This is a genomic window from Aeromicrobium sp. YIM 150415 (genome assembly GCF_016918125.1).
In the GTDB taxonomy this organism is placed as follows: Bacteria; Actinomycetota; Actinomycetes; order Propionibacteriales; family Nocardioidaceae; genus Aeromicrobium; species Aeromicrobium piscarium.
Map to the genome: position 1 here is coordinate 200,704 of NZ_JAERWM010000004.1, position 23,078 is coordinate 223,781.

Below are 23,078 nucleotides of genomic sequence, written 5' to 3' on the forward strand. Positions count from 1 at the left end.
GGCCGACGGAAGCGCTGGCTCACGACCGGTCAGACGTCGAAGCCGAGGCGCCGGGCCGAACGCCGCCGCTGACGCTCAGCGCGCAGCCGGCGCAACCGCTTGACCAGCAGCGGATCGAAGGCGAGCGCCTCCTCGCTATCGATGAGCGCGTTCAACATCTGGTAGTAGCGTGTCGCCGACATGTCGAACTTCTCGCGGATCGCCTGTTCCTTGGCGCCCGCGTACTGCCACCAGTAACGCTCGAGCTCGAGCACCTCCCGGTCGCGATCAGTGAGGGAGCTGCCCGGCTCACCCGGGTGATGGACCTTCTCCACAGCGCTCATGGGATCGATCCTACGACATGAATCACATCGATGTCATATACCCGGGAACCTCGCCGAAGCACGGAGATCATCCTGACGCGTGGGAGGTGAGTTGTCCCGCACGCGCCTCGGGTGGCGGGGGGGGGGGGGGGGGGGGGGGGGGGGCGGGGCGGGGGGGGGGGCCCCCCCCCCCCCCCCCCCGGGGGGGGGGGGGGGCCCCCCCCCCCCCCCCGCCCCCCCCCCCCCCCCCCCCCCCCCCCCCCACCGCGCGAGGGGTGCGTAGGTCACCGCCACAGCACATCCTCCGTAGGAGCCGCCGGACCACCGCACCAGAACCCGAGCCCTAGACCCGTCGATCATCTAGGCTGAGGGTATGCCGAGGGAGCAGCCCGATTTCGTCGTCATCGCGAACCGTCTCCCGGTGGACCGGGTCACGTCCCCCGATGGCGAGGTCCTGTGGCGCACCTCGCCCGGCGGACTGGTCACGGCCCTCGAGCCGGTCATGCGACGACACGACGGAGCATGGATCGGCTGGCATGGCGCCGCCGATGAGAAGCTCCGGCCCTTCGACCACGCCGGCATGCACCTCGTGCCGATCCCGCTCACCGAGGACGACGTCCAGGAGTATTACGAGGGCTTCTCCAATGCGACGCTCTGGCCGCTGTATCACGATGTCATCGCCGCCCCGGAGTACCACCGCGAGTGGTGGGACGCCTATGTGCGCGTGAACCGCCGCTTCGCCAAGAAGGCCGCGCAGATCGCCGCCGAGGGCGCCACGGTGTGGGTACAGGACTACCAGCTCCAGCTCGTGCCGCAGATGCTCCGCGCCCTGCGCCCGGACCTGCGCATCGGCTTCTTCCTGCACATCCCCTTCCCGCCCACCGAGCTGTACCAGCAGCTGCCGTGGCGCCGCGAGATCCTCGAGGGCCTGCTGGGCGCCGACCTCGTCGGCTTCCAGGCACCGGGAGCAGCGCAGAACTTCATCCGCCTGGTGCGGCAGCGCGTGGGTCACAAGACCCACCGCGACACGGTCTACCTTCCCGATGGGCGCACCGTCCTGGCCAAGGCCTACCCGATCTCGATCGACGCCGAGGGCTTCGAGACGCTGTCGCGCACCCCCGAGGTGCAGGCTCGAGCCGCCGAGATCCGTGAGAGCCTCGGCAACCCCGAGACCGTCCTCCTCGGCATCGACCGGCTCGACTACACCAAGGGGCTGCCGCAGCGACTCCGTGCCTTCGGCGAGCTCGTCGCGGACGGTCTCGTACAACTCGACGACGTCAAGTTCATCCAGATCGCCACTCCCTCGCGCGAGCGCGTGAACTCCTACAAGCTGCTCCGCGACAACATCAACCAGCTCGTCGGCCGGATCAACGGCGATATCGGGCGGATCGGCCAACAACCCATCCAGTACCTGCACGCCTCCTATCCCCGCGAGGAGATGGCGGCGATGTACCGGGCCGCGGACGTCATGGTGGTGACCCCGTTACGCGACGGCATGAACCTCGTCGCCAAGGAGTACATCGCGACCCGCTGGGACAACCGCGGCGCCCTGGTCCTCAGCGAGTTCGCCGGCGCCGCCGCCGAGCTCAAGCAGGCCTATCTGGTCAACCCGCATGACATCAACGGTCTGAAGCAGAAGATGCTCGAGGCGATCAATGCCAGCGGTCGTGAGACCTCGCGCCGGATGAAGGCGCTGCGCAAGCAGGTGATGGAGAACGACATCGACCGGTGGGCCAATGACTTCCTCACCGAGCTCAATGCGCAGCGCGACCCGCACGGCAAGACCACTCGCCCGATCTCCTGACCGCGCAGGGGATCCTTCGCCCCGTCGGCGACCCGTGCTCAGGTGCCGAGGTTCGCACCGATCTCGCAGAGCTTGTCATCGGATCCGAGGGCGTCGAGCTGCGCTTTGAGATCGGCGACGCGCTGCTCGGCCTGGGTCACGATCTGTTCGGCGACGCGGCCCCAGTCCTCCGGTTCAGGGGCAGGGGGCAGGCCGGCGAACAGTCCGGCGATCTCGCGCACGGTCAGTCCGACGCGTTGGGCGAGCTTGGCGACCTGTATGCGGCAGGCGGCGGACTCGTCGAAGCGGCGCTGGTTGCCAGAGGTACGTACTGCGTTGATCACGCCGTGCTTCTCGTAGAACCGCACGGCTGAGGGCGCGACGCCACTTTGGGCGGCGACGTCGCTGACGGTGAGCACCTCGCCCGCAGGGGCCGATGTGGTGATAGTCATGAGGTCCACGTTACGCACCGCCGGGGCTTGACTTCACCATATGTTCAACCCTCAGCGTGATCGGTATGACCACACCAGCACAGCATTCCGTCGACCACCACGCCACCTCGACCCGGGCCAGGACACAGGTTGCGGTGATCTCCTCCAGCGTGCGCGATGGACGGGTGAGCCCGGCCATCGCCGACTGGGTCGTCGACGCTCTCGACGACATCGACGGGGTTGAGATCGATCTGATCGATCTGGCCGAGATCACCCTGCCCGACGACTCCCAGCTCTACCCCGGCGGCGGACCCCAGAGCGAGGTGACCGGCCGGATCGCGGCGGCCGAGGCGTTCGTGTTCGTCACTCCCGAGTACAACCACTCCTATCCCGCCTCACTCAAGCGACTGATCGACTGGCACTACACACCGTGGATGCTCAAGCCCGCCACGATCATCGCCTACGGCGTCCATGGCGGCCACGCCGCGATCGAGCACCTGCGCGGGGTGCTGGCCGAGCTGAACATGGTCACCACCCGCCGCTGCCTGGGACTCGCCGCACCGTGGCAGACCCTGGACGGCACCGAACGCTACGCACCCGGCGATGGCACGGCCACGGCTCTCGCGGCGGCATTGGCCGAGCTGGCCTGGTGGCGCGATGTGCTCACCGACGCTCGCACCCACCGCCCGTTCCCGAACTAGACCATCGGCGCTCTCGAGCGCACACCGAATATCGACACAGAAGGAGCCTCCCATGACCGATCGACACCGCCAGAGCCCATACATCTCGATCAATACGTTCACTGCCGTCGGCGGTGACATCGACGCGCTGACCGCCTTCCAGATCGCCGAGATGCGGGATATGAGCGATGAGGCCACCGCCTACGGCTGGCTCGGCAACGAGGTCTATCGATCGCGCGATGGCGCGAGCCTGATCGTCGTCACCCGCTTCCGATCGGCCGAGGCCAGAGAGAGTTGGGCTCAGACCGACCGATTCCGACACCACGTCGACGACCTCGCACCGCTGATCGAGGATGTCACCTCCGTCCCCGTCACCTTCCTCGCCGCCCACGGCGACAGCCCCCTGGCCGGCGATCAGCGATAACGAAGCGTCTGCGTCTACCGGATCGCTCGCTGTCCGCCGTCCGGCGGTAGCTGGTCAACCTCATCGGCCATCGATGAGGTTGACCAGTTACCTGCACACGGCACGAGAGGTTGATGACCTACCGCTCCCGCCGGAGGGTCAGGACGCGCCGGCCTCGACCGCCTGGCCGGCCGGATACAGCCGCCGCAGGACGTCCGAGAGCGTCACGACACCCTGGACCCGCCCGCCGTCATAGACGAGCGCGAGGTGATTGCGCGACTCACGCATCGTCGACAGCGCCTCATGCAGGGGCGTCGCGGCCTCGAGCGCGAACACTTCCCGGGCGAGCTGCTCCACGAGCACATCGTCGTCATGTGTCAGCGTCTCGCGGACGTGCACCACACGCCGGGGATCGGTCGGCGGGCCCACGAGGATGCGCAGATGCCCGGACTCGCGCGCCGCGCGCTGCACATCGGCCACGGTCGCGCCGTCGGGCACCGTGGTCAGCTCACCGCCGGCCTCCACGATGTCGGCCATCACGAGATCCTGCAACGACAAGGTCTGCGTGATCTGCGCCGAGTACCGCGCCTCCAGCGCGCCGACATTCGCCGAGTGCTCGACGAGCTGCCGCAGGTCGTCCGCGTTCTGACTCGACGAGGTCTGATCCACTGGCTCGACACCGACCAGCCTCACCAGCCTGTTGGCGGCGAGGTTCAGCCCTCGCAACAGCGGGCGCGCGACCCACATGAACGCCCGCATCGGGATCGCCAGCATGATCGCCGAACGCTCCGGATGGGCGATCGCCCAGGACTTCGGCGCCATCTCCCCCACGACCAGGTGCAGGAAGGTGACGATGATCAGGGCGAGCACGAATGCCACGGCGTCCGCGAGCCAGTACGGCAGACCCCATCCGCTGAACAGCGGGGTCATGGCGTAGTGGACCGCCGGTTTGGTGATCGCACCCAGCGCCAGCGTGCAGACCGTGATGCCCAGCTGGGAACCGGCCAATAGCAGGGTCAGCTCGTGCGAAGACCGCAGAGCCGCGCGTGCCGAACGGCTCGTGGCCGCCGCGTCCTCGATACGGTGCGGCTTGGCGGCGATGAGCGCGAACTCGACCGCGACGAAGAACGCGCTCAACGCGATGATCGCGATCGTCGCGATGAGCACGATCCAGGGCTGGTCACTCATCGTCGGCCTCCTGACCACTCGACGCGAGCTTCGGCAAGGTCAGACGCACCGACGCGGGAACATGATCGCGCAGTTCGAGCACGGTGACATCGAGGAACTCCGGTTCGGGCTCCTCGCCCAGCGCCACCGCACCGGCGTCGGGCGGCAGTTCGACCCGCACGACATCGCCCTCGTCCGGCAGCCGGCCGAGGGAGGCGATGACGAGGCCGGACAGCGTCTCGTAGTCGCCCTCGGGCAGGTCCCGTTCCAGCAGTCGCTCGACCTCGTCGATGTGCGAGTCCGCCGAGACGCGCCACACGCCCGCGCCCTCCTGCTCCGCCACCGGGAAGAGGTCGTCCCACTCATCGGCGATCTCGCCCACGAACTCCTCCGCGAGGTCCTCCGGGGTGAGCACGCCGGTGAAGCTGCCGTGCTCGTCGACGACACAGGCCAGCTGGTCGTTGGTCTCGCCGAAGGCGGCGAGCGCATTCGGCAGCGGCATGAGCTCGGGGATGACGAGAGCGTCGCGCATGATGGTGGCGACGGTGGCGCTCTCATCGCAGCCGCCGAGCACGTCGACGAGGTGGACCACGCCCACGACCCGGTCGTCCTCCATGACCGGATAGCGCGAGTGCCCGGACGCCATCTGCTCCCGCAAGGTGCCGATGGTCTCATCGGACTCGATGACATCGACCCGCGAGCGCGGCACCATCGCGTGCTCCACGTCCTGACGCGGGAAGTCGAGGATCCGGTCGACCATCATCGACAGCTCGGGCGACAGGTCGCCGCTCTCGCGCGACTCGGCGACGATGTGCTCCAGATCCCTGACCGTGGCCGAGCTCTCGACATCGTGCACCGGCTCGATCTTCAGCGCTCGCAACAGCAGATTCGACGCGTGGTCGAACACCGTGATGAGCCAGCCGAAGAGCTTGAGGTAGATCAGCGTCGAACGCGACAGGGCCCGGGCGACGGGCTCGGGACGCGAGATCGCCAGGTTCTTCGGGAAGAGCTCACCGAAGAGCATCTGGATGATCGTCGACAGCAGCAGCGCGATGATCGTGCCGATCATCACGCCGGCAGCGGTGGACACCCCGGCCCCGCCGAGCATGTCGCCGAAGGCCTCGCCGATCAGCGGTTCGGCGACGTAACCGACCAGCAGGCCGGTGACGGTGATGCCCAGCTGCGCGCCGGACAACATGAACGAGGTACGGCCCGTGACCTGCAGCGTCCGCGCGGAGACTGCGTCTCCCGCGGCGGCCCGCGCCTTGAGGCGCGACCGGTCGACGGCCATATAAGCGAACTCCTGGGCCACGAAATAGGCGGTGGCGACGGTGATCAGGAAGACGACCACCAGGCCCAGCAGCAGATAGACCACACTCATCGGCGCCCACCCCCTGGCGCCTTGGTACTACACGGAGGGTCGTCTGAACGTTGAGCAGCGCTCGGCATCTCATCCTCACTGAGAAGAACGAACTTCCGCGATGAGCCATCGCGAAAAGCCGCGCCCCCTGTGGCGCGGCCCCTCTAGTGTGACCGAAGAATCCAATCTCGCCCAGCCCGCGGCGCCGTGCGCCCGGGTCCGGTGTCCCGATGGACGCCGAGGGCTATCTGCTGAACCCGCCCCTGCGCGGGCGTCTGGTCGAGCTGCCCCCCTCGCCGAGGAGCACACCACGGACCTGTTCGAGGTCGTCGAGGACGAGGTCTTCCGGCATCTGAGCTGGCCGCCGCCGCGATCGACGGAGGAGCTCGCCGAGCGGCTGACTGGTATCGCGAGCAGCCGGCCATGGCACCGTGGGCTCAGGTCGACGCCGCCAGCGGACGCGCCATCGGCATGACGACCTTCTACGAGATCGACGCCTCTCTGCGCACGGTGGCGATCGGGCACACCCGGCTCGGCCGGCCCTACGGGCGGCAGGGCCACAATCCCCCGCAAGCGGGAGGTGCCCCCACTGAAGCGAAGCTCCTGCTACTGACCCGCGCCTTCGACGATCTCGGCTGCGTCCGTGTGGTCTGGCAGACCGACGTGCGCAACGAGCGCTCGCAGGCGGCGATCGCCCGCCTCGGCGCCGCCCGCGAGGGACTCCTGCGCAAGCATCGGCGACGCCCGGACGGCAGCTGGCGCGACACCGTCACCTACGCGATGCTCGACGACGAATGGCCCACCGCCAGAGCCCGTCTCGCGGCCGCCGTCGGCCACCTTCCGGACTGACCGGGACTCAGCTGACGACGCGGGCCCGGCGCAGGGTGCTGTTGGCGATGATCGCCAGCAGCAGCGCGCCCCAGGCGGCGGCGATGGTCACGCCGAATGCCGGCTGATGTCCACCCGCATCGGCGAGGCGGCCCGCGATCCCCGCGCCGGTCGCATAGCCGAGACCGGTGGCCGCCGCGAGGAAGGTCATCGCGGTGCCGACCTTGGTGATCGGGACGATGATCCCGGCCAGCGCGAAGTTGCTGATCATGTACGGAGCGACCGCGAAACCGAGCACGCTGATCACCGCCACGAGCGCACCGAGCGAGTCCACCCACCACAGCGGGATCGCGAAGAGGAACAACGCCGTGGCGGCAGCGAGCATCCGAGTCGAGTACAGAAAGCGCTCGGGCAGCGCGGTGATCGACAGACCGGCGATCACGCTGCCGATTCCGAGGCAGGCGTGGATCAGGCCCGCGAGACCGGCCTGACCCGCTGCCGTCGCCAGCACCGTGCTGCCGGTCTGGATGCTGCCGAACAGCGTGCCGACGAAGAACTGCGCCACGATGAGCACCCCGAAGGCCACCGACCACAGACGTCCGTCCGCGACGACGGACGCCGCCTTCGCGACCAGCTGTGCGGTCGGGTGGATCCCGAACCAGGTGCCGAACACCGCGAGGATCACCGCGGCGGCGAGCACCGCGCCGGCCGGATCGAGGAGGACGCCGAGCACACCGATGAGGGCCGGACCGAGGACGAAGGAGGCCTCGTCCGCGGCGCCCTCATAGGAGAAGGCGGCGTCGATGAGGCGACGCTGATCCCTCGGCCCGGGCTGATCCTGGGAGGTGATCGGGCGCCACCGCACGCGGGCCAGCGGTCCGACCTGGGGCAGCATGAGCCCGGTCGCGGCCGCCACGGCCACGATGAGCCAGGCGGGAGCGGTCGGCGTCGTCACGGCCACGAGCGCGGCGAGTCCCGCCGCGCCGACGAGGGACTGCACGAGCACCACGGGCCGCTGCCCGATCCGGTCGGCCAGCATCCCGGCGATCGGAGCGCCGACGGCATTGGCGATGGCGAGTGATCCGGCCGCGGCACCACCCAGCGCATAACGACCGCTGACCTCGCTGACCATGACGAGGGCACCCAGCTGGCTCATGGCAAGCGGAATCCGCCCGAGGAAGGCTACGAGGACGTAGGCGGGCCCGACTGTGCGCAACAAGGCGCGGTACGACGCGACGGCAGACAAAGCAGAGCGAGTCTAGCCGCCTGTCTCCAGCGCTTCCCGGCCGCCACCTCGGACACGCCGGACACACCGAAGGCGACCCTGGACGTCCGGACCGTCTGCCCTACGGCAGCATGGGACCGATGACCGAACGCCGCCCTCTCACCGACCTCATCGCCCCGGACTGGGCCGATGCCCTCGCGCCTGTCGCCGACCAGATCACGCGGATGGGCGACTTCCTGCGTCAGGAGATGTCGGCCGGTCGCAGCTACCTCCCGGCCGGCCAGGACATCCTGCGCGCGTTCCGCGAGCCGATGGCCGATGTCAAGGTCCTCATCACCGGACAAGACCCCTACCCCACACCGGGGCATCCGATGGGACTCTCCTTCTCCGTCGAGCCCGATGTGCGTCCCATCCCCAAGAGCCTCATCAACATCTACCGCGAACTGCATGAGGATCTGGGCATCGAGCCCGCCGCGAGCGGCGACCTGACCCCCTGGGCCGGGCAAGGTGTGCTGCTGCTCAACCGCGTCCTCACCGTCCGCCCCGGCACGCCGGCCAGCCATCGCGGCAAAGGCTGGGAGGCGGTCACCGAGCAGGCCATCCGCGCGCTCGTCGCCCGCGACCGTCCGCTCGTGGCCATCCTGTGGGGCCGCGACGCCCAGAATCTGAGCTCCCTTCTCGGCTCGACCCCGCAGATCGCCTCGGCACATCCGAGCCCCCTGTCGGCCTCGCGCGGCTTCTTCGGCTCGCGGCCGTTCAGCCGCGCCAACGAGCTGCTGCGACAACAGGGCGCTGAGCCGGTGAATTGGGACCTGAACCGTTAACCTTTCCAGGTGAGCACCACCAATCTCCGCGACCGCGGTCGCGTCATCGACGAAGGCTTCGCCCAACTGCAGCGATGGGGACTGCGCATCGTCGTGATCGCGGCCGCGCTCTACGTCCTGGGATGGGTCATCGGGCGCACGTGGATGGTGTGGTTCCCGATCTGCCTGGCGATCCTCGTCGCCACCGTGCTCGAGCCCCCGGCTCGCAAGCTGAAGGGTATCGGGTTCCCGGACGCCCTCTCCGCTCTGTTGACGCTGCTCGGATTCCTCGGCGGCGTGTTCGTCGTGTTCGCGATGGTCATCCCGCAGATGATCGACGAGGCGCCCAGTATCGCCAATAGCGCCGCGAGCGGTCTGAACAAGGTGCAGCAGTGGCTCACCGAAGGGCCCTTCCAGGTCACCGAGGGACAGATCACCCAGGCGATCGACACCGTGCAGCAGTGGCTACGAGACTCCGCGGGCGATATCAGCTCCGGCGTCTTCAGCACGCTCGGCACGGTCACCAATGTCATCATCAACCTGGTCGTGACGCTGGTGCTGGTCTTCTTCATCCTGAAGGACGGCCACCGCTTCCTGCCCTTCGTTCGCCGCATCGGCGGGCGTCGCGTGGGCGGTCACCTCAGCGAGCTGATGGGCCGCTCGTGGGGGACCCTCGGCGGCTTCATCCGCACGCAGGGCATCGTCTCGGCGGTCGACGCCTTCTTCATCGGCCTCGGCCTGCTGATCGTCGGCGTGCCGCTGGCGATCCCGCTGGCGATCCTGACCTTCTTCGGCGGCTTCATCCCGATCGTCGGTGCCTTCGCCACCGGAGCCTTGGCCGTGTTGGTGACCCTGGTGACCAACAGCCTGCAGGACGCGATCATCGTGCTGCTCATCATCGTGGCCGTCCAGCAGTTGGAGAGCAATATCCTCTCGCCGTGGCTGCAGGGCAAGAGCATGAAGCTCCACGCCGGCGTCGTGCTGCTGGCGGTGACGGCGGGCGGTTCCCTCTTCGGCATCACCGGCGCCTTCCTGGCGGTCCCGGTGGCCGCGGCGGTCGCGGAGATCCTGCGCTACCTGAACGAGCAGGTCGACTTGGAGGTGTCGCCCGATGCGCCCTCGGAGGATCGACGCGGGGCGGAACCGGATTCCGAGGGTCCGACGACCGCGGACATCGATCAGCAGCTCGGCGCCGCGGGCGACGAGCACCCGGACATCACCCAACGCTGACGTCCGGCTTTTGCCGGGTTGTGGCCCCTGGAGCACTGCGAAAAGGGCCAGAACCCGGCAAAAGGTGGGCTCCGTCAGCCGAGCAGCCCGCCCGCTCCAATCGATCCTTCTTCAACAGCAGATCGATCCCCCGCGTCGACGGACAACACCAGCACACCGACATCGTCGAAGGCTCATCCACAGGCCGCGCCACGACCACCCCCGCCAAGCAGCGGTACGCCATCAACCCCATCGACGTTCGAATACGTTGACGAGCTACCCCCAGCTCCGACGAGAGGTTGATGGTCTACCGCCACCACCGCACGGGGACCACGAAAGGGACCCACCAGATCGGCGGCCGAGCAGCTGCCGCGGGGGCTCGCCTCAGTCGAAGACGACGGTCTTGACGCCGTTCAGGACGACGCGGTGCTCCGCATGCGCCCGCAAGGCGCCGGCGAGGGCGCGGGCCTCGAGGTCCTGACCGAGACCGGCGAGCTCGGTCGCACTCGATCGGTGATCGACACGGCGGAAGTCCTGCTCGATGATCGGTCCCTCGTCGAGTTCGGCCGTGACATAGTGCGCGGTGGCACCGATGACCTTGACCCCACGGCGATGGGCCTGCTCATAGGGGCGCGCGCCCTTGAAGCTCGGCAGCAGCGAGTGATGGATGTTGATCGCCCGCCCGTGGACGGCGCGGCACATGTCATCGGAGATGATCTGCATGTAGCGCGCCAGCACGAGCGCCTCGGCGCCCGTCTCGTCCATCAGCGCGAGCACACGACGCTCCGCATCGTCCTTGGTGTCGGCGGTGACCGGCAGGTAGTGGAAGTCGATACCGTGCCAGCGCACCTCCTTCTCCCAGGTCGTGTGGTTGGAGACGACCGCGACGATCTCGACCGGCAACTGCCCGGTGCGATATCGGAACAGCAGATGGTTGAGCACATGGCCCTGCTTGCTGACCATGACCACGACCCGCATCGGCCGGGTGGCGTCGTGGAGCTGCCAGGTCATCTCGAAAGACCCCACGGCCCCGGCCAGCCGCTCGCGCATCTCCTCGACCGCGAGCGGCTCGGCGGAGGAGAAGCGCACCCGCATGAAGAACTGCCGGGTGTCGGGGTCGGCGTACTGCTGGGACTCCACGATCGTGCAGTGGTGCTGCGCGAGCGCACCGGAGATCGTGGCCACGATGCCGATCTGATCGGGGCACGACAACGTCACGATGAAGTCATTGGTGGTGTCACATGGCATTGAGACCGGTCAACTCCCGTCCGATGATCAGCTTCTGGATCTGGCTCGTGCCCTCGTACAAGGTGAGGACGCGGGCATCCCGCAGGTACTTGCCGAGGGGAAACTCGTCGATGAAACCGTATCCGCCCAAGACCTGGAGGCAGCGATTGGTCACCGCGACGGCCGCTTCGCTCGCCGCGAGCTTGGCCATCGAGACATGGAGAGTGAGCGCGCGCAGGGCCGTGCCCTGATCCACACCCCACGCCGCCCGGCGGGTGAGCAGCCGGGCCGCGTCGATCTCGACGGCAGAGTCCGCGAGCAGCTCCTGTACAAGCTGCTTGGCGGCGATCGGCCCACCGAACTGCCTGCGCTCGGTGGCATAGCCCAGCGCGACATCCAGTGCGGCTTGTGCGACACCCACGCTGCTGGCCGCCACGGAGATCCGCCCCTTGGTGAGCGCCTCCAACGCGATGGGGAGCCCCCGCCCGAGATCGCCCAGCCGTGCGGAGTCCGGGACGCGTACGCCCTCGAGGCTCAGCGCCGCCGTGGCCTGCCCGCGCAGTCCGAGCTTGCCCTCGATCGACCGGGCCGTGAAGCCGGGCACATCGGTCGGCACGAGGAAGGCGGTGACTCCACGGCCGCCCTCGTCACTCGTCCGCGCGAACACCAGCGCGACCGCCGCCCACGTGCCGTTGGTGATGAACATCTTCTCGCCGTCCAGCACCCAGTCGTCGCCGTCGCGCCGCGCTCGGGTGCGCAGCGAGCCGGGGTCGGAGCCGGAGTCCGGCTCCGTGAGACCGAAACATCCCAACGCCTCGCCGGAGGTCAGCCGGGGCAGCCACTGCGACCTCTGCTCCTCGGTGCCGTGCGAGGCGATCGACTTGGCGACCAGGCCCAGGCTGACCGAGACGATGCCCCGGATGGAGTTGTCGCCACGGCCCAGCTCCTCCATCACCGCGGCGTAGGCCTGGAAGCTGCTCGGAGTGCCGCCGTACTCCTCGGCGATGCCGAGGCCGAGAAAACCCAGCTCTCCCAGCCGTCCCACGATCGAGACGTCGACCGACTCGGCACGGTCCCAGTCGCGGATGTGCGGCACGATCTCACGATCCACGAAGGTGCGCGCCAGGCCGGCGATCTCCTGGTCGATCTCGTCCAAGGCGAAGTCCATAGCCGCAGCGTAGCGCCCGGCCGCGGTCAGATCCGCACGACGAGCACAGCCCCGAGATAGACCAGGTAGGCGACCACCAGCCCGGCACCCTCGGTGCGCGAGATGCGGCGCCCCGACCAGAACACCGGGACGAGCAGGAGCACCACCGCCACCATCACCGGGAGATCGAATCGCACGATCGGATCGCTGACCGCCAGGGGACGGACGAGCGCCGAGGCTCCGAGCACGAGCGCGAGATTGTAGACGCTGGAACCGATCAGGTTGCCCAGCGCCAATCCGCGCTCGCCGCGGATCGTCGCCACGATCAGGGTCACCAGCTCAGGTGCCGAGGTGCCGATGGCCACGACCGTGAGACCGATGACGTCGTCGTCGACACCCCACAGCCGCGCCAGCTCGACGGCTCCGCTCACCAAGAGCTCGGCACCGCCGACGACCGCCGCGAGACCGGCCACCAGAACGATCACGTCGCGGACCGGTGACCCGTGTGCGTCGTCGACCTCGCTCTCGACAGCCCCGGAACGCTGGCGCAGCACCAGGCCGGTGTAACCCACGGCGAGGATCACCAGCACGATCGCATCGACCCGCGACAGCTCACCGTCCACGAGCAGCAGTGCCGTGATCACGGCGACCACGACGATCGCCGGCAGATCGCGTCGCAGCGTCGTCCGATCGAGCAGCACGGGCGCGAGCACGGCGCCGAGGCCCAGGATCAGCAGCAGGTTGACGATATTGGTGCCGACGATATTGCCGACCACGAGCGGACCGGCACCGCGCAGCGCACCATCGACGCCGACCGCCAGCTCGGGCAGGCTCGTGCCCACCGAGACGATCGTGATGCCGACGACGAGCGGCGGGACGGCGAACCGACGTGCGACGCGTGCCCCGGCTCGAACGACCGCCTCCGCGCCTACCGCCAGCAGCACGAGACCGAGGACGACGAGCAGCGGAGCCATCTCCATATCCTCGGCCACCCACTGCACGGACGCATGGCAGATGGATCAGAGCAGCTGCTGCACGACGTCCCAGCCGATCTTGAGGATGAAGGCTCCCACGACCACCACGAACACACCTCTGATGAACGCGGCACCCTTCGCCACCGCCGTCCGGGCCCCGAGGTAGCCGCCGGCGATGTTGAAGACCGCCAGGATGACGCCGATCTTCCACATCACCGCGCCCTGCGGCACGAACACGAGCAGCGAGGCGAAGTTCGTCGCCCAGTTCGCGATCTTCGCCTTCGCGCTGGCCTCCAGGAACCCGTACCCCAGCCATCCGACGAGGGCGAAGACCAGGAAGGATCCAGTGCCGGGGCCGAGTGCTCCGTCGTAGAAGCCGATCAGCATCCCGGTGGTCATCGCGGCGCCGTAGTGCCGCCCGCCGGAGAACCGGATGCGGGTGACGAGCCCGAGCTTCGGGGTGGCCAGCGTGTAGGCGCCCACCACCACGAGCACGACGAGGATGATCGGGTTGAAGGCCTCACGCGGCAGGAACGAGGCCACGAACGCCCCACCGAGCGATCCGGCGAAGGCGGCGAGCGCGAGCGGCAGCGCGGTCCGTGGGTCGGGACGCACCCGGCGCAGGTAGGTGATGCTGGACGTCGTCGTGCCGGCGATCGAGCCGAGCTTGTTGGTGGCGAGCAGCTGCACCGGCGCGGCGTGAGGGAAGGCGATCATCAAGGCGGGCAGCTGCACCAGTCCCCCGCCGCCCACCACGGCATCGGTCCAGCCCGCCAGGAACGCCGCCGCGGCGACGAAGGCCAGCAGGTAGAGACTGGGGTCGTCCATCACGGCAGACGCGCTCGGGCAGTCCACCGACCGCCGACTCGCTCCACCGTGATCGGGTGCTCGTAGGCCTCGCTCACCAGAGCATCGGTCAGCACCTCGTCGACGGGTCCGGCGGCGACGAGGCGACCAGCGCTCATGAGCGCGGCGTGACTGACGCGTGCGGGCAGCTCCTCGAAGTGGTGCGTGACCATGATGGTGGTGACCCCGGTGTCCGGGAGGCGGTCGATCGTGGCGATCATCCGCTCCCGCGCCGCGAGGTCCAGGCCCGTGGACGGCTCGTCGAGGATCATGAGATCGGGCTCGGTCATCAGGGCGCGCGCGATCAGCGTCCGGCCCCGCTCCCCCTGCGACATCGTGAGCCAGCGCTGCGTCGGGTCGTCGCCGACGGCCAACTGCTTCATCAGGTCCTCGGCACGCTCGACCTCGGCCTGGCTCGGCTCCCAGCGCGGGATCCGCTCGATCGTGGAGGTCGCCCCGGTCAGCACGATGTCGCGGACCGAGAGATTGGAGCCGAGCGGGTGGCGTGCGTCGACCACGGCGATCGAGCGGCGCAGCTCGCGCAGGTCGACGCGTCCCATCTGGGCGTCGAGGATCCTCGCGGTGCCGCGGCTGGGGAAGGTGGTCGCCGAGCAGATCGACAGCAAGGTGGACTTGCCGGCACCGTTCGGTCCCAGCAAGGCCCATTGCTCGCCCCGCTCGACCGTCAGATCGATACCGTGCAGGATCTCCCGTCCCGCGCGGACGAATCTCACTCCCTCGAGTCGCACAGCCGTCACGCGCGCCACTGTACGCCCGCCCCTCGGCGGGGTGCGCCGCGGATCGGCGCGAGCCGGATCACACATCGCACCCCGCGGCGGCGCGAGCATGGATCCGGGCGTAGCATCGCTGCGTTCATCGCCGTTTTCCCTGGAGCACCACCATGTCGTCGACCTCCGCGGCACCGTCCGCCGCGCCCGCCAATCCTCGTTCCCGCGTCCTCATGGCCAGCCTCGTGGGCACGACGATCGAGTTCTACGACTTCTACGTCTACGCGACGGCCGCGGTGTTGGTGTTCCCGCACCTGTTCTTCCCCGAGGGCAATGACACCGTCGCGTTGTTGTCGTCCTTCGCGGTCTTCGGTGCGGCGATGGTCGCCCGTCCCGCCGGCGCGATCTTCTTCGGCCATCTCGGCGACCGGTCCGGGCGCAAGGTCACCCTCGTCGCGGCGCTCCTCACGATGGGCATCGCGACCTTCCTCATCGGGCTGCTGCCCACCTACGCGATGGTGGGCTGGCTGGCGCCGTTCCTGCTGGTCGTCATGCGCCTCGCACAGGGATTCGCGATCGGCGGCGAATGGAGCGGCGCCGCGCTGGTGGCGACCGAGAACGCGCCCCAGGGCAAGCGAGCCTGGTACGGCACCTTCCCGCAGCTGGGAGCCCCGCTCGGCTTCATCCTCGCCAACGGCCTGTTCCTGCTGATCGCGGTCATCATGCCCTCGGACGATCCATCCAGGCCCTCGGACACCTTCCTGGAGTGGGGCTGGCGCATCCCCTTCCTGTTCAGCGCCGTCATGGTGATCATCGGCCTGTACATCCGGCTGAAGCTCGTCGAGAGCTCGGCCTTCTCCAAGACGGTCGAGACCGGCAAGGTCCAGCGGCTGCCGTTGGCGTCGGTCGTGCGCTCCAACGGGCGCGAGCTCGTCCTCGGCACGTTCTTCATGCTCGCCACCTATGTGCTGTTCTATCTGATGACGACCTTCTCGCTCAGCTACGGGCGCGCACCTCAGGACGCCGAGCTCTCGGGTTTGGGCTACTCCTACAACACCTTCGTGCTGATGATGATCGGAGGCGTCGTCTTCTTCGGCGCCTTCACGATGATCTCCGGCCCGATGGCCGACCGCTTCGGACGGCGTCGCAGCCTGCTGGTCATCACCGCGGCGATCATGGTCTTCGGCCTGCTGTGGGTGCCGTTGCTGGACGGCGGACTCGTGATGCTGTGGCTGATCCTCGGCTTCACCCTGATGGGACTCACCTTCGGCCCCATGGGCGCGCTGCTGCCGGAGCTGTTCCCCACCAATGTGCGGTACACGGGGTCGGGTATCAGCTACAACGTCAGCTCGATCCTGGGCGCGGCGGTCGCACCCTTCATCGCCGTGTGGCTGTGGACGCTCGGCGACGGCAGCCCCTTCTGGGTCGGCGTGTACCTCTCCTCGATGGCCGTGCTGACCTTCGTGGCCCTGCTCCTCGGCAAGGAGACCCGCGAGGTCGACATCGAGCACTGATCAGCGCCGCAGCAGGCGCACGAGCACGTTCTCGAGCTCATCGTCGCCGACACGCTCGCTGCGCATCTGCTCCTCGGTGAACAGCGCCCGGGTCGCACCGACCGAGAACAGCACCCGGTAGATGGCCGCGGCCTCGGTCGCGGCCACGCCGAGCCGGTCCACCAGGAGGGCTTCCGCCGACTCGGACAGCCGGCGCAGGCATTCGGCATTGCGTGCTTCGAACGCCGCGACCTCCTGCCCTTCGACGAAGAAGGCCCGCAACGCGCTGCGGTACTGGCCGAACAACCGCAGGGCACCTCGGACCGCACTGCGCATGGCCGCCTCGGGCTCCTGCTCCCGCGCCAGCTCCATGACGGCCAGCGCCTCGGCCTCCAGGCGGTCGAGCGTGTCCCGCTGAAGCGCCACCAGCAGACCCTCCCGGTCGCCGAAGCGGTGGTACAACGAGCCGTTCGAGGTCCCGGCGCGACGAGCCACCGCCGCGACGGTGACCGCCCGCAGCCCGCCGACCTCGATGAGCTCGGCGGTGGCGCGGATCATGACCTGGGTGGACTGCTCGGCTCGGTGCTGCGCGACGGCTCTCACGAGAGCACCCTTGCACATCTAGAGCGCTCACTCTAGTTTTGGGTCATGAAGCGCGATCACTGGCGCCGGCACAATGACGAGCTCGACCCGGACACCGACTACCGCCAGATCTACGGGGTACTCGCCCAGCACGAGTTCCCGTGGGACATGCTGATGGCGTTGAGCTTCGCGCTGTTCCGCACGTACGCGGTGCCCGGCATCGGCCGGCTGCTCGACGAGACGGGCGCGTTCACCACCGACACGCAGAAGCGCTATGACGACACGACGCTGCTGCTCGCCGCCCCTGGCGAGCAGGGCTTCGAGCACCCCGATGCCCGCGCGGCGATCCGGCGGATCAATCAGATGCACCGCGCCTACGACATCCCCGACCACGAGATGCGCTATGTGCTGAGCACCTTCGTCGTCGTGCCGGCGCGCTGGATCGAGCGCTTCGGCAAACGTCCCCTCATCGACCGGGAGGTGCGGGCCTCGGTGCGCTACTACACCGAGCTCGGCCGGCACATGGGCATCCGCGACATCCCCGAGGACTATGACGCCTTCGCCCGGCTGATGGACGACTACGAGGAGGAGCACTTCGCCTACGCCGCCGGGTCCCGCCGGGTCGCTGACGCGACCCTCGACCTGATGACGACCTTCTACCCGTGGGTCCCCGACCGCCTCATGCACGCCTTCGCCCGTTCGCTCATGGATGAGCCGCTGCGGAGCTCTCTGCGCTATGCGACCCCGCCCCGCCTTGTCGAACGCCTCGGGCCGCTCTCCCTGCGCCTGCGGGGGATGCTGCTTCGCGCGGCGCCCGCGCGGCGACGACCGAAGCAGCTCGAGGACATCCGCTGGATCCGCAGCTATCCCGACGGCTACGACATCAGCTCACTCGGCACCTTCCCCGGCGGATGCCCGGTCTCCCACAGCGACCACGGGGCCGCCCGCTCCTGAGCGTCCGGCCTCGTGGTCCCGGCCCGGTGGCGGTAGACCATCAACCTCACCCTCCCGGCAGCGGTAGCCGGTCAACGCCATCCGGCCTCGATAACGTTGACCAGCTACCGCTGCCGGGAGGGTGGGGTTTTCCAGCAACCGCCCCAGACGGGCACGAGATCGGGCTAGGTCTGAGCAGGCACCGAGCGGCGCAGGACGAACCAGCTTCCGGCGGCACCCGTCAGCAGGGCCAACAGGATGCCGAGCGCGATCGCCACCCAGCCCCACCACGGCAGGCCGCCATCGATGCCCGCGGTGTCCACCGGCGCCAGCGCGGCGACATCCTCCTCGACGCAATCGGCCACCGTGACCTCGAAGTCCACCGGATCGAAGGCCGTGCCCGCCTCGTAGTTCGGGAAGGTCACGTAACCCTCGCTGGTGATCGCGGTCGGGACGCCGCGCGCGATCAGCGTGGTGCCGTCCCTTTCGATCTCACCGCCGGCGAGGTCGAGGTCCACGAAGGGCACGGCGGTGGCCTCAGTGACGGCATCGGTGTTGCCCGCCATCGCGTCCTCCATCGTCACCCCGGAGACATCGAGCAGCAGCTGTGCCCGGTCCTCGTCGATGAAGCGGATCCGCGGGTTGGCGATCGTCGTGTCGAGCAGGCCGTCGTGGCCGCTGAACGTGACCGAGCCGGCGAAGTCGACCTGGCCGGTCCCCGCGTCGAGGTCGGCCGTGCCGGTCCCCTCACGCCAGGTGAAGGCCGGTGTCTCGTATCCCGCGCCACCGGCCGTGCTCCAGTCGCCGTGCGCGATCGAGCCGGAGATGTACGCACGGAAGCTCTCCTTGAAGCCCCAGTCGAGGGAGGCATCCTCGATCCGGCAGCCGTCGAGCTCCTCGGCCTCGATGACGGTCAACTCGGCCCCGAGATCGTTGTCCTCGCCTTGGAAGGTCAGCACATGCTCGCCGGGCTCGGTGGTGAGCGGGATGATGCCCGTCCAGGACGCACGTCCGGTCTCGTCGGCGGTCAGCTCCTCGTCGAGCACGACCGGATCGGAGTAGAGGACGACCTTGATCTCCTCCTCGTTCGCCGCGAAGTCGTCGCCCCAGACGGTGATCTCGGTGCCCGCCGGGATGCCGTCGGGGAAGTCGCCCTCGACGGTCAGCCCCGAACGTGCCGGCGGCTCATCGGGCGGGGTCCACGCATCCTTGCTCTCCGCCGCGGCGACCGTGGTGCTGCCGCCTCCCCCGGCACCGCCGCTGGCATTCGAGCCGACGACGAAGGACACCGGGTCCATCGCCGTGCCGGGGGCGTAGAACTGCGACGAGCCATAGGAGAACACCCCGGCGCCGGCACCGGTGAGCGTGGCCGGCACGCCGGTATAGGCGAACGCGCCTTCGGACTCGCTGCGGGCGCCCGCGGCCAGATCGAGGGTTGCGATCTCGGTGGGCCCTCCCCCGCCGACCCGCACGAGCAGCGCGCCCTTCTGCGGCGAGTCGATCCGCACCACGGGATCGCTGAACGTGAGATCGAGGATGCCGTGGTGGCCGGTGAAACGGACCGCGCCGCCGAAGCCCGCCGTCCCGACTCCCCCGTTCGTCTCGTTCGAGCGCTGGCCGAAGCGGAACTGCCCGCCCTCCTCGGCAGCGCCCCCGCTGACCGCGATCGACCCCTTGGCGATCGGCCCGGTGATGTAGCTGCGGAAGGACGACTTGACGCCCCACAGGAGCGCGCCCTCACGAGCGCTGTTGACCTGGGTGACCGGCACCGGTGACACCGGCGGCGCGGTGTTCGGCGACTCGGGGGGCCGGTTGCCGCCCGGCGGCGGCTTCGGCGTCGGGACCGTGGGCGTGGCACCGTCGAAGCCGACCGCGAGTGCGGAGGGGCGCTTGGCGGCATCCATCGAGCCGCCGGTCGTGTAGAAATAGGCCGCGAGCCCCGTGGCCACGTGGAAGTCGACGAAGGGCTGCGGCCACGCGCCCCACCCGGTGCCGGTGCGCACCTGCGACGTGCCGCCGCGGGCGTCGATGCCGACCCGGTCGAAGTCCGGATCGATGACGAACCCGCGATCGGTATCCACCACGGCACCCGAGAAGGTCGCCACGACGACGTCCTGGCGCGGCGCGACCGGCTCCTTGGGCTTGTTCGGATTGCTGATGTCACCCGCGTAGCCGGCGAGATCAGCCGTGACCCGGCCCTTGCCGTCCGCACCGATCTGCGCGGTGACATCGCTCATCGTGAACGGCACGAGACCGTCGTAGAAGTTCACGCTGGCACTGCCCGGCCAGGTGATGACCGCGGACCCGTCCTTCTCGACCTTCGCCGTGCCCTCGGTCCAGCGCAGCAGCTGCGCGGCCTGACCCCCGGCATCGACGTGGGCTCCCCTGGCTCCCCAGCTCGCGCGGGTGCGCTTGCCGTCGGCCGAGCGCTGGACGACCTCGACACCGTCGCGGGCGGCCGCGTAGGTGCGCTGCGTGCCGTCCGACACTCCCGCGGAGAAGTAGTTGGCGACGCTGCCGTTCGGCGGACGGTGCTGCCATTCGCTGCTGCCCGCCCATTCCAGGGCGACGCCCGTGAAGGTCCGCGTCTCCGGCACGGCCGGACGCTCACGCACGGTCGCGGTGACCTCGTCGCTGTGGACCGTGCCGTGCTCATTGCTCACCACGGCCCGATAGGTGGTCCCGTTCAGCTCGCGTCCCGCATCGGTCGCGAGATGGCGGTCGCCCTGTGCCACTTCGGTCCAGCCGTTCCCGGCCTTGCGCTGCCAGGTGACGGTCGGCGTGGGCTTGCCGACCGTGAGCACCGAGAGCTCGAAGGACTGCCCGATGTAGACGTCCGGGGCGACGGGCTGCGCCTCGATGACGGGCGCGCTCGCGACGGAGATGGTGGCGGGGTCGGTGGCGATCCTGCCGGCCGCGTTGCTGAAGACCGCGCGCACCTGGGTGCCGTCGGAGTTGAGCGTGGCGGTCAACCCCAGCAGGGGCGTGGTCTCCCCCTCGATATCGCTGAACGTGCTCGCCCCGGAGGGACGGATCTGCCACTGCAGTTCACCCGTGCCCGAGGCGGAGAAGGCCAGCGATGCCGAGGTCGCGCCATCCTTGAGCGTGACGGAACGGTCGGCAGGGTGCGCTGTGACCTCGGGCGAGATCGCGGTGACGTCGAGACGCCGGAGGGCGCGCTTCCCGGTCTCCGGGTCGGCCACCTGCACGAGCAACGCCCCATCGGGCGCCATCCCCGCCACATACTTGGCCGAGAACGGGGAGACGAAGCCCTCGATCGGCAGGCTCTTGATCAGCCGGCGATCACGGAAGACCTCGATGCTCTGGGTGTTGGTGGAGAAGGCGTAGTCGAGTCCGCGCTCGCCGTCACTGGCCGCGAGGTCGGTGATCCCCTCGCCGGAGAGGGCGAGGTCATCGGTGACCAAGCGTGGCTCGCCCTCGGCCAGGTCGGCATAGGCGACCACACTCGACCATCCGGAGTCGAAGAGCAGCACGCTGCCGTCGCTGGTCGTCTGCGCCTGCGAGAAGTTGTAGTAGAGCCCGAAGTCCTCTCCATAGGGCTGCCGCTGCGGAACCGTGCCCTCGGTCTCCGTCATCTGGGGTACGTCGTCGATCGTGAGCCGGCGAGCCGGCAGAGGGGTGCCATCGGCCCGGAAACCGCCGACCACGAGGTAGCTGCCATCGCGGAGGACCGCCATCTGCTGCGAGGCGGGCGGGAGGGCCCGGTCGGCCGCGCGGAAGATCGACGCGGTGACGAGCCCCTCGGCCAGCTCGATCGTCTGTGCCTGCGGCGCACCGGCACCGTCCGCGAAGCGGTGCACGGTGAACCGGTCGGGAGCGGTGCCCGCATCGTGGGTCACCACCGCGAGTTCCTCGGTGACGTGGTTCCAGGTCACGGCGTCCAGGCCCCGGGTCGCGAACTCCGTGAGCTGAGTCATCGCGTAGGCACCGTCGACGTAGTCGAAGCGCACCACCGTGGCCCTGCGCACATCGGAGGCGGAGTCGTAGGCACCGACGAAGAGGCGGTTCGTCTGCGGGTCGACCGCGGCGTAACGCCTGTTGGCCAACGGCACGGTGATCTCGGCGAGCTCCGTCATCGTCTGCGGATCGAGAGCACGGATGGTCATCTCGGCCGAGTTGACCGTCTCCTTGTCGATCACATGGACGACATCGCGGCCCGTCAGCAGCGAGCGCTGCTCCACCTCGTCACCCGGTGACCACAGGGGGCCGTCGGCCAGGGCCGGCGTGCCCGGCGTGTCCCAATGCTCACCGAGGTCCGGTGCGCCTCCTGGGCCCTGATACTCGATCGACACAGGGTCCATGGGGGTTCCGGCGCCGTAGAGGATGAGCTGATCCGAGGCAACGCTCGGCAGTCCCGCCCACCTGGTCGTGCCGCCCTCGGTGTCCGGCTCGGTGCCCGAGGCGTCGATGAAGACCAGCGGTACGTCGACATTCGTCTCGATCGGTGCGCTCGTATCCTCACGGGGTCGGCCGGCATAGGTGCCCCGGAGCTCCTGGCGGTCTGGCGCGATGGTGAGCGACAGCTCACTGAAGGTCGAGTCGAGCATGCAGTCGGTATAGGCCTGGTAGTCGTCGCAGTAGGCGGCGAACCGCACGGTTCCACCCAGTTCCAGGGTCAACGCATGGGTGTCAGGGTCGAAGCTGCCGCCGCGGACGGGGAATCGGAAGGTTCCGTCCTCGTTGCGCTCGACCCCTTCGGAGAGGAACTGACCGTCTCCGACGTAGTTGCGCCAGGACTGCTTGATGCCCCACGTGACCGACCCCTCGGTGATCTCGACGGGAGCGGCGGTGGCGGCGGGAACGGGAGCGGTGATGACCAGGAGGCTGGCGATGAGGCTGAGCAGGAAGGTCGTGATCGACCAACGGCGCACGGACATGCGAAGGGAACCTTACGAAGGTGGGGACAGCTGGACAGGCGGAGAAGAGGGCCGGCGAC

The 23,078-nt window shown here is 68.9% G+C and carries 20 protein-coding genes; 8 read left to right on the forward strand and 12 right to left on the reverse strand.

Annotation, left to right across the window (positions count from 1 at the left end; translation table 11 throughout):
• Nucleotides 1–29: 29 nt before the first annotated feature.
• Nucleotides 30–323, reverse strand: a complete 294-nt coding sequence (locus JL108_RS02665) for a DUF3263 domain-containing protein (protein WP_205196798.1) — start codon at nt 321–323, stop codon at nt 30–32.
• 352 nt (nt 324–675) lie between these two features.
• On the opposite strand from JL108_RS02665, the gene JL108_RS02670 reads away from it, so the two are divergent.
• Nucleotides 676–2,106 carry a trehalose-6-phosphate synthase gene (locus tag JL108_RS02670; RefSeq protein WP_143911184.1) on the forward strand — a complete coding sequence of 477 codons (1,431 nt, stop codon included), beginning with the start codon at nt 676–678 and terminating at the stop codon, nt 2,104–2,106.
• A gap of 38 nt (nt 2,107–2,144) precedes the next feature.
• Here the strand turns inward: JL108_RS02670 and JL108_RS02675 are convergent, their stop codons facing one another.
• Complete coding sequence (locus JL108_RS02675) at nt 2,145–2,537, reverse strand: MerR family transcriptional regulator (protein ID WP_205196800.1); 393 nt, start codon at nt 2,535–2,537, stop codon at nt 2,145–2,147.
• Nucleotides 2,538–2,602: 65 nt separating this feature from the next.
• On the opposite strand from JL108_RS02675, the gene JL108_RS02680 reads away from it, so the two are divergent.
• Both JL108_RS02680 and JL108_RS02685 read left to right on the forward strand, forming a co-directional pair.
• Nucleotides 2,603–3,217, forward strand: coding sequence for an NADPH-dependent FMN reductase (locus JL108_RS02680; protein WP_205196802.1), 615 nt, complete (start codon nt 2,603–2,605; stop codon nt 3,215–3,217).
• 52 nt (nt 3,218–3,269) lie between these two features.
• Nucleotides 3,270–3,620: a putative quinol monooxygenase gene (locus tag JL108_RS02685; protein WP_205196804.1), complete on the forward strand. Its 351-nt coding sequence runs from the start codon at nt 3,270–3,272 to the stop codon at nt 3,618–3,620.
• Nucleotides 3,621–3,758: 138 nt separating this feature from the next.
• Here the strand turns inward: JL108_RS02685 and JL108_RS02690 are convergent, their stop codons facing one another.
• Both JL108_RS02690 and JL108_RS02695 read right to left on the reverse strand, forming a co-directional pair.
• A complete protein-coding gene (locus JL108_RS02690) occupies nt 3,759–4,787 on the reverse strand; it encodes a hemolysin family protein (RefSeq protein WP_205196806.1) in 1,029 nt (342 codons plus the stop codon).
• On the reverse strand, nt 4,780–6,147 hold the full coding sequence (locus JL108_RS02695) for a hemolysin family protein (RefSeq protein WP_143911182.1): 1,368 nt from the start codon (nt 6,145–6,147) through the stop codon (nt 4,780–4,782). Before JL108_RS02695 ends, JL108_RS02690 begins: the two co-directional genes overlap by 8 nt.
• Nucleotides 6,148–6,549: 402 nt before the next feature.
• On the opposite strand from JL108_RS02695, the gene JL108_RS02700 reads away from it, so the two are divergent.
• Nucleotides 6,550–6,975 carry a GNAT family N-acetyltransferase gene (locus JL108_RS02700; RefSeq protein WP_205196808.1) on the forward strand — a complete coding sequence of 142 codons (426 nt, stop codon included), beginning with the start codon at nt 6,550–6,552 and terminating at the stop codon, nt 6,973–6,975.
• A gap of 7 nt (nt 6,976–6,982) precedes the next feature.
• Here JL108_RS02700 and JL108_RS02705 read toward each other — a convergent pair whose 3' ends face one another.
• Entirely contained in the window at nt 6,983–8,200 is a 1,218-nt protein-coding gene (locus JL108_RS02705) for an MFS transporter (RefSeq protein ID WP_205196810.1), read from the reverse strand.
• A gap of 119 nt (nt 8,201–8,319) precedes the next feature.
• Here JL108_RS02705 and JL108_RS02710 point away from each other — a divergent pair, with 119 nt between their 5' ends.
• Nucleotides 8,320–9,003 (forward strand): uracil-DNA glycosylase, encoded by a 684-nt coding sequence (locus tag JL108_RS02710; protein WP_205196812.1) that lies wholly within the window; start codon nt 8,320–8,322, stop codon nt 9,001–9,003.
• 9 nt (nt 9,004–9,012) lie between these two features.
• Nucleotides 9,013–10,212 carry an AI-2E family transporter gene (locus tag JL108_RS02715; protein ID WP_205196814.1) on the forward strand — a complete coding sequence of 400 codons (1,200 nt, stop codon included), beginning with the start codon at nt 9,013–9,015 and terminating at the stop codon, nt 10,210–10,212.
• Nucleotides 10,213–10,575: 363 nt separating this feature from the next.
• Here the strand turns inward: JL108_RS02715 and purU are convergent, their stop codons facing one another.
• Genes purU through JL108_RS02740 form a run of 5 tightly spaced genes read right to left on the reverse strand, consistent with a single transcriptional unit; the run spans nt 10,576 to nt 15,143 of the window.
• Nucleotides 10,576–11,439, reverse strand: coding sequence for a formyltetrahydrofolate deformylase (gene purU, locus JL108_RS02720; protein WP_205196816.1), 864 nt, complete (start codon nt 11,437–11,439; stop codon nt 10,576–10,578).
• The gene (locus JL108_RS02725) at nt 11,429–12,586 is read right to left on the reverse strand and encodes an acyl-CoA dehydrogenase family protein (protein ID WP_205196818.1); all 1,158 of its coding nucleotides are present in this window, start codon (nt 12,584–12,586) and stop codon (nt 11,429–11,431) included. Before JL108_RS02725 ends, purU begins: the two co-directional genes overlap by 11 nt.
• 26 nt (nt 12,587–12,612) lie before the next feature.
• Nucleotides 12,613–13,539 carry a calcium/sodium antiporter gene (locus JL108_RS02730; RefSeq protein ID WP_205196819.1) on the reverse strand — a complete coding sequence of 309 codons (927 nt, stop codon included), beginning with the start codon at nt 13,537–13,539 and terminating at the stop codon, nt 12,613–12,615.
• A gap of 45 nt (nt 13,540–13,584) precedes the next feature.
• Nucleotides 13,585–14,367, reverse strand: a complete 783-nt coding sequence (locus JL108_RS02735) for a TSUP family transporter (protein WP_205196821.1) — start codon at nt 14,365–14,367, stop codon at nt 13,585–13,587.
• The gene (locus JL108_RS02740; RefSeq protein ID WP_307837163.1) at nt 14,367–15,143 is read right to left on the reverse strand and encodes an ATP-binding cassette domain-containing protein; all 777 of its coding nucleotides are present in this window, start codon (nt 15,141–15,143) and stop codon (nt 14,367–14,369) included. The genes JL108_RS02735 and JL108_RS02740 overlap by 1 nt, the downstream gene beginning before the upstream one ends.
• A 143-nt stretch (nt 15,144–15,286) precedes the next feature.
• On the opposite strand from JL108_RS02740, the gene JL108_RS02745 reads away from it, so the two are divergent.
• Nucleotides 15,287–16,627, forward strand: coding sequence for an MFS transporter (locus tag JL108_RS02745; protein WP_205196831.1), 1,341 nt, complete (start codon nt 15,287–15,289; stop codon nt 16,625–16,627).
• Here the strand turns inward: JL108_RS02745 and JL108_RS02750 are convergent, their stop codons facing one another.
• Nucleotides 16,628–17,209, reverse strand: a complete 582-nt coding sequence (locus JL108_RS02750; protein WP_307837164.1) for a TetR/AcrR family transcriptional regulator — start codon at nt 17,207–17,209, stop codon at nt 16,628–16,630.
• 45 nt (nt 17,210–17,254) lie between these two features.
• On the opposite strand from JL108_RS02750, the gene JL108_RS02755 reads away from it, so the two are divergent.
• Entirely contained in the window at nt 17,255–18,142 is an 888-nt protein-coding gene (locus JL108_RS02755; protein WP_205196833.1) for an oxygenase MpaB family protein, read from the forward strand.
• Between the two features lie 164 nt (nt 18,143–18,306).
• Here JL108_RS02755 and JL108_RS02760 read toward each other — a convergent pair whose 3' ends face one another.
• The gene (locus tag JL108_RS02760; protein ID WP_205196835.1) at nt 18,307–23,019 is read right to left on the reverse strand and encodes an HtaA domain-containing protein; all 4,713 of its coding nucleotides are present in this window, start codon (nt 23,017–23,019) and stop codon (nt 18,307–18,309) included.
• Between the last annotated feature and the right edge of the window lie 59 nt (nt 23,020–23,078).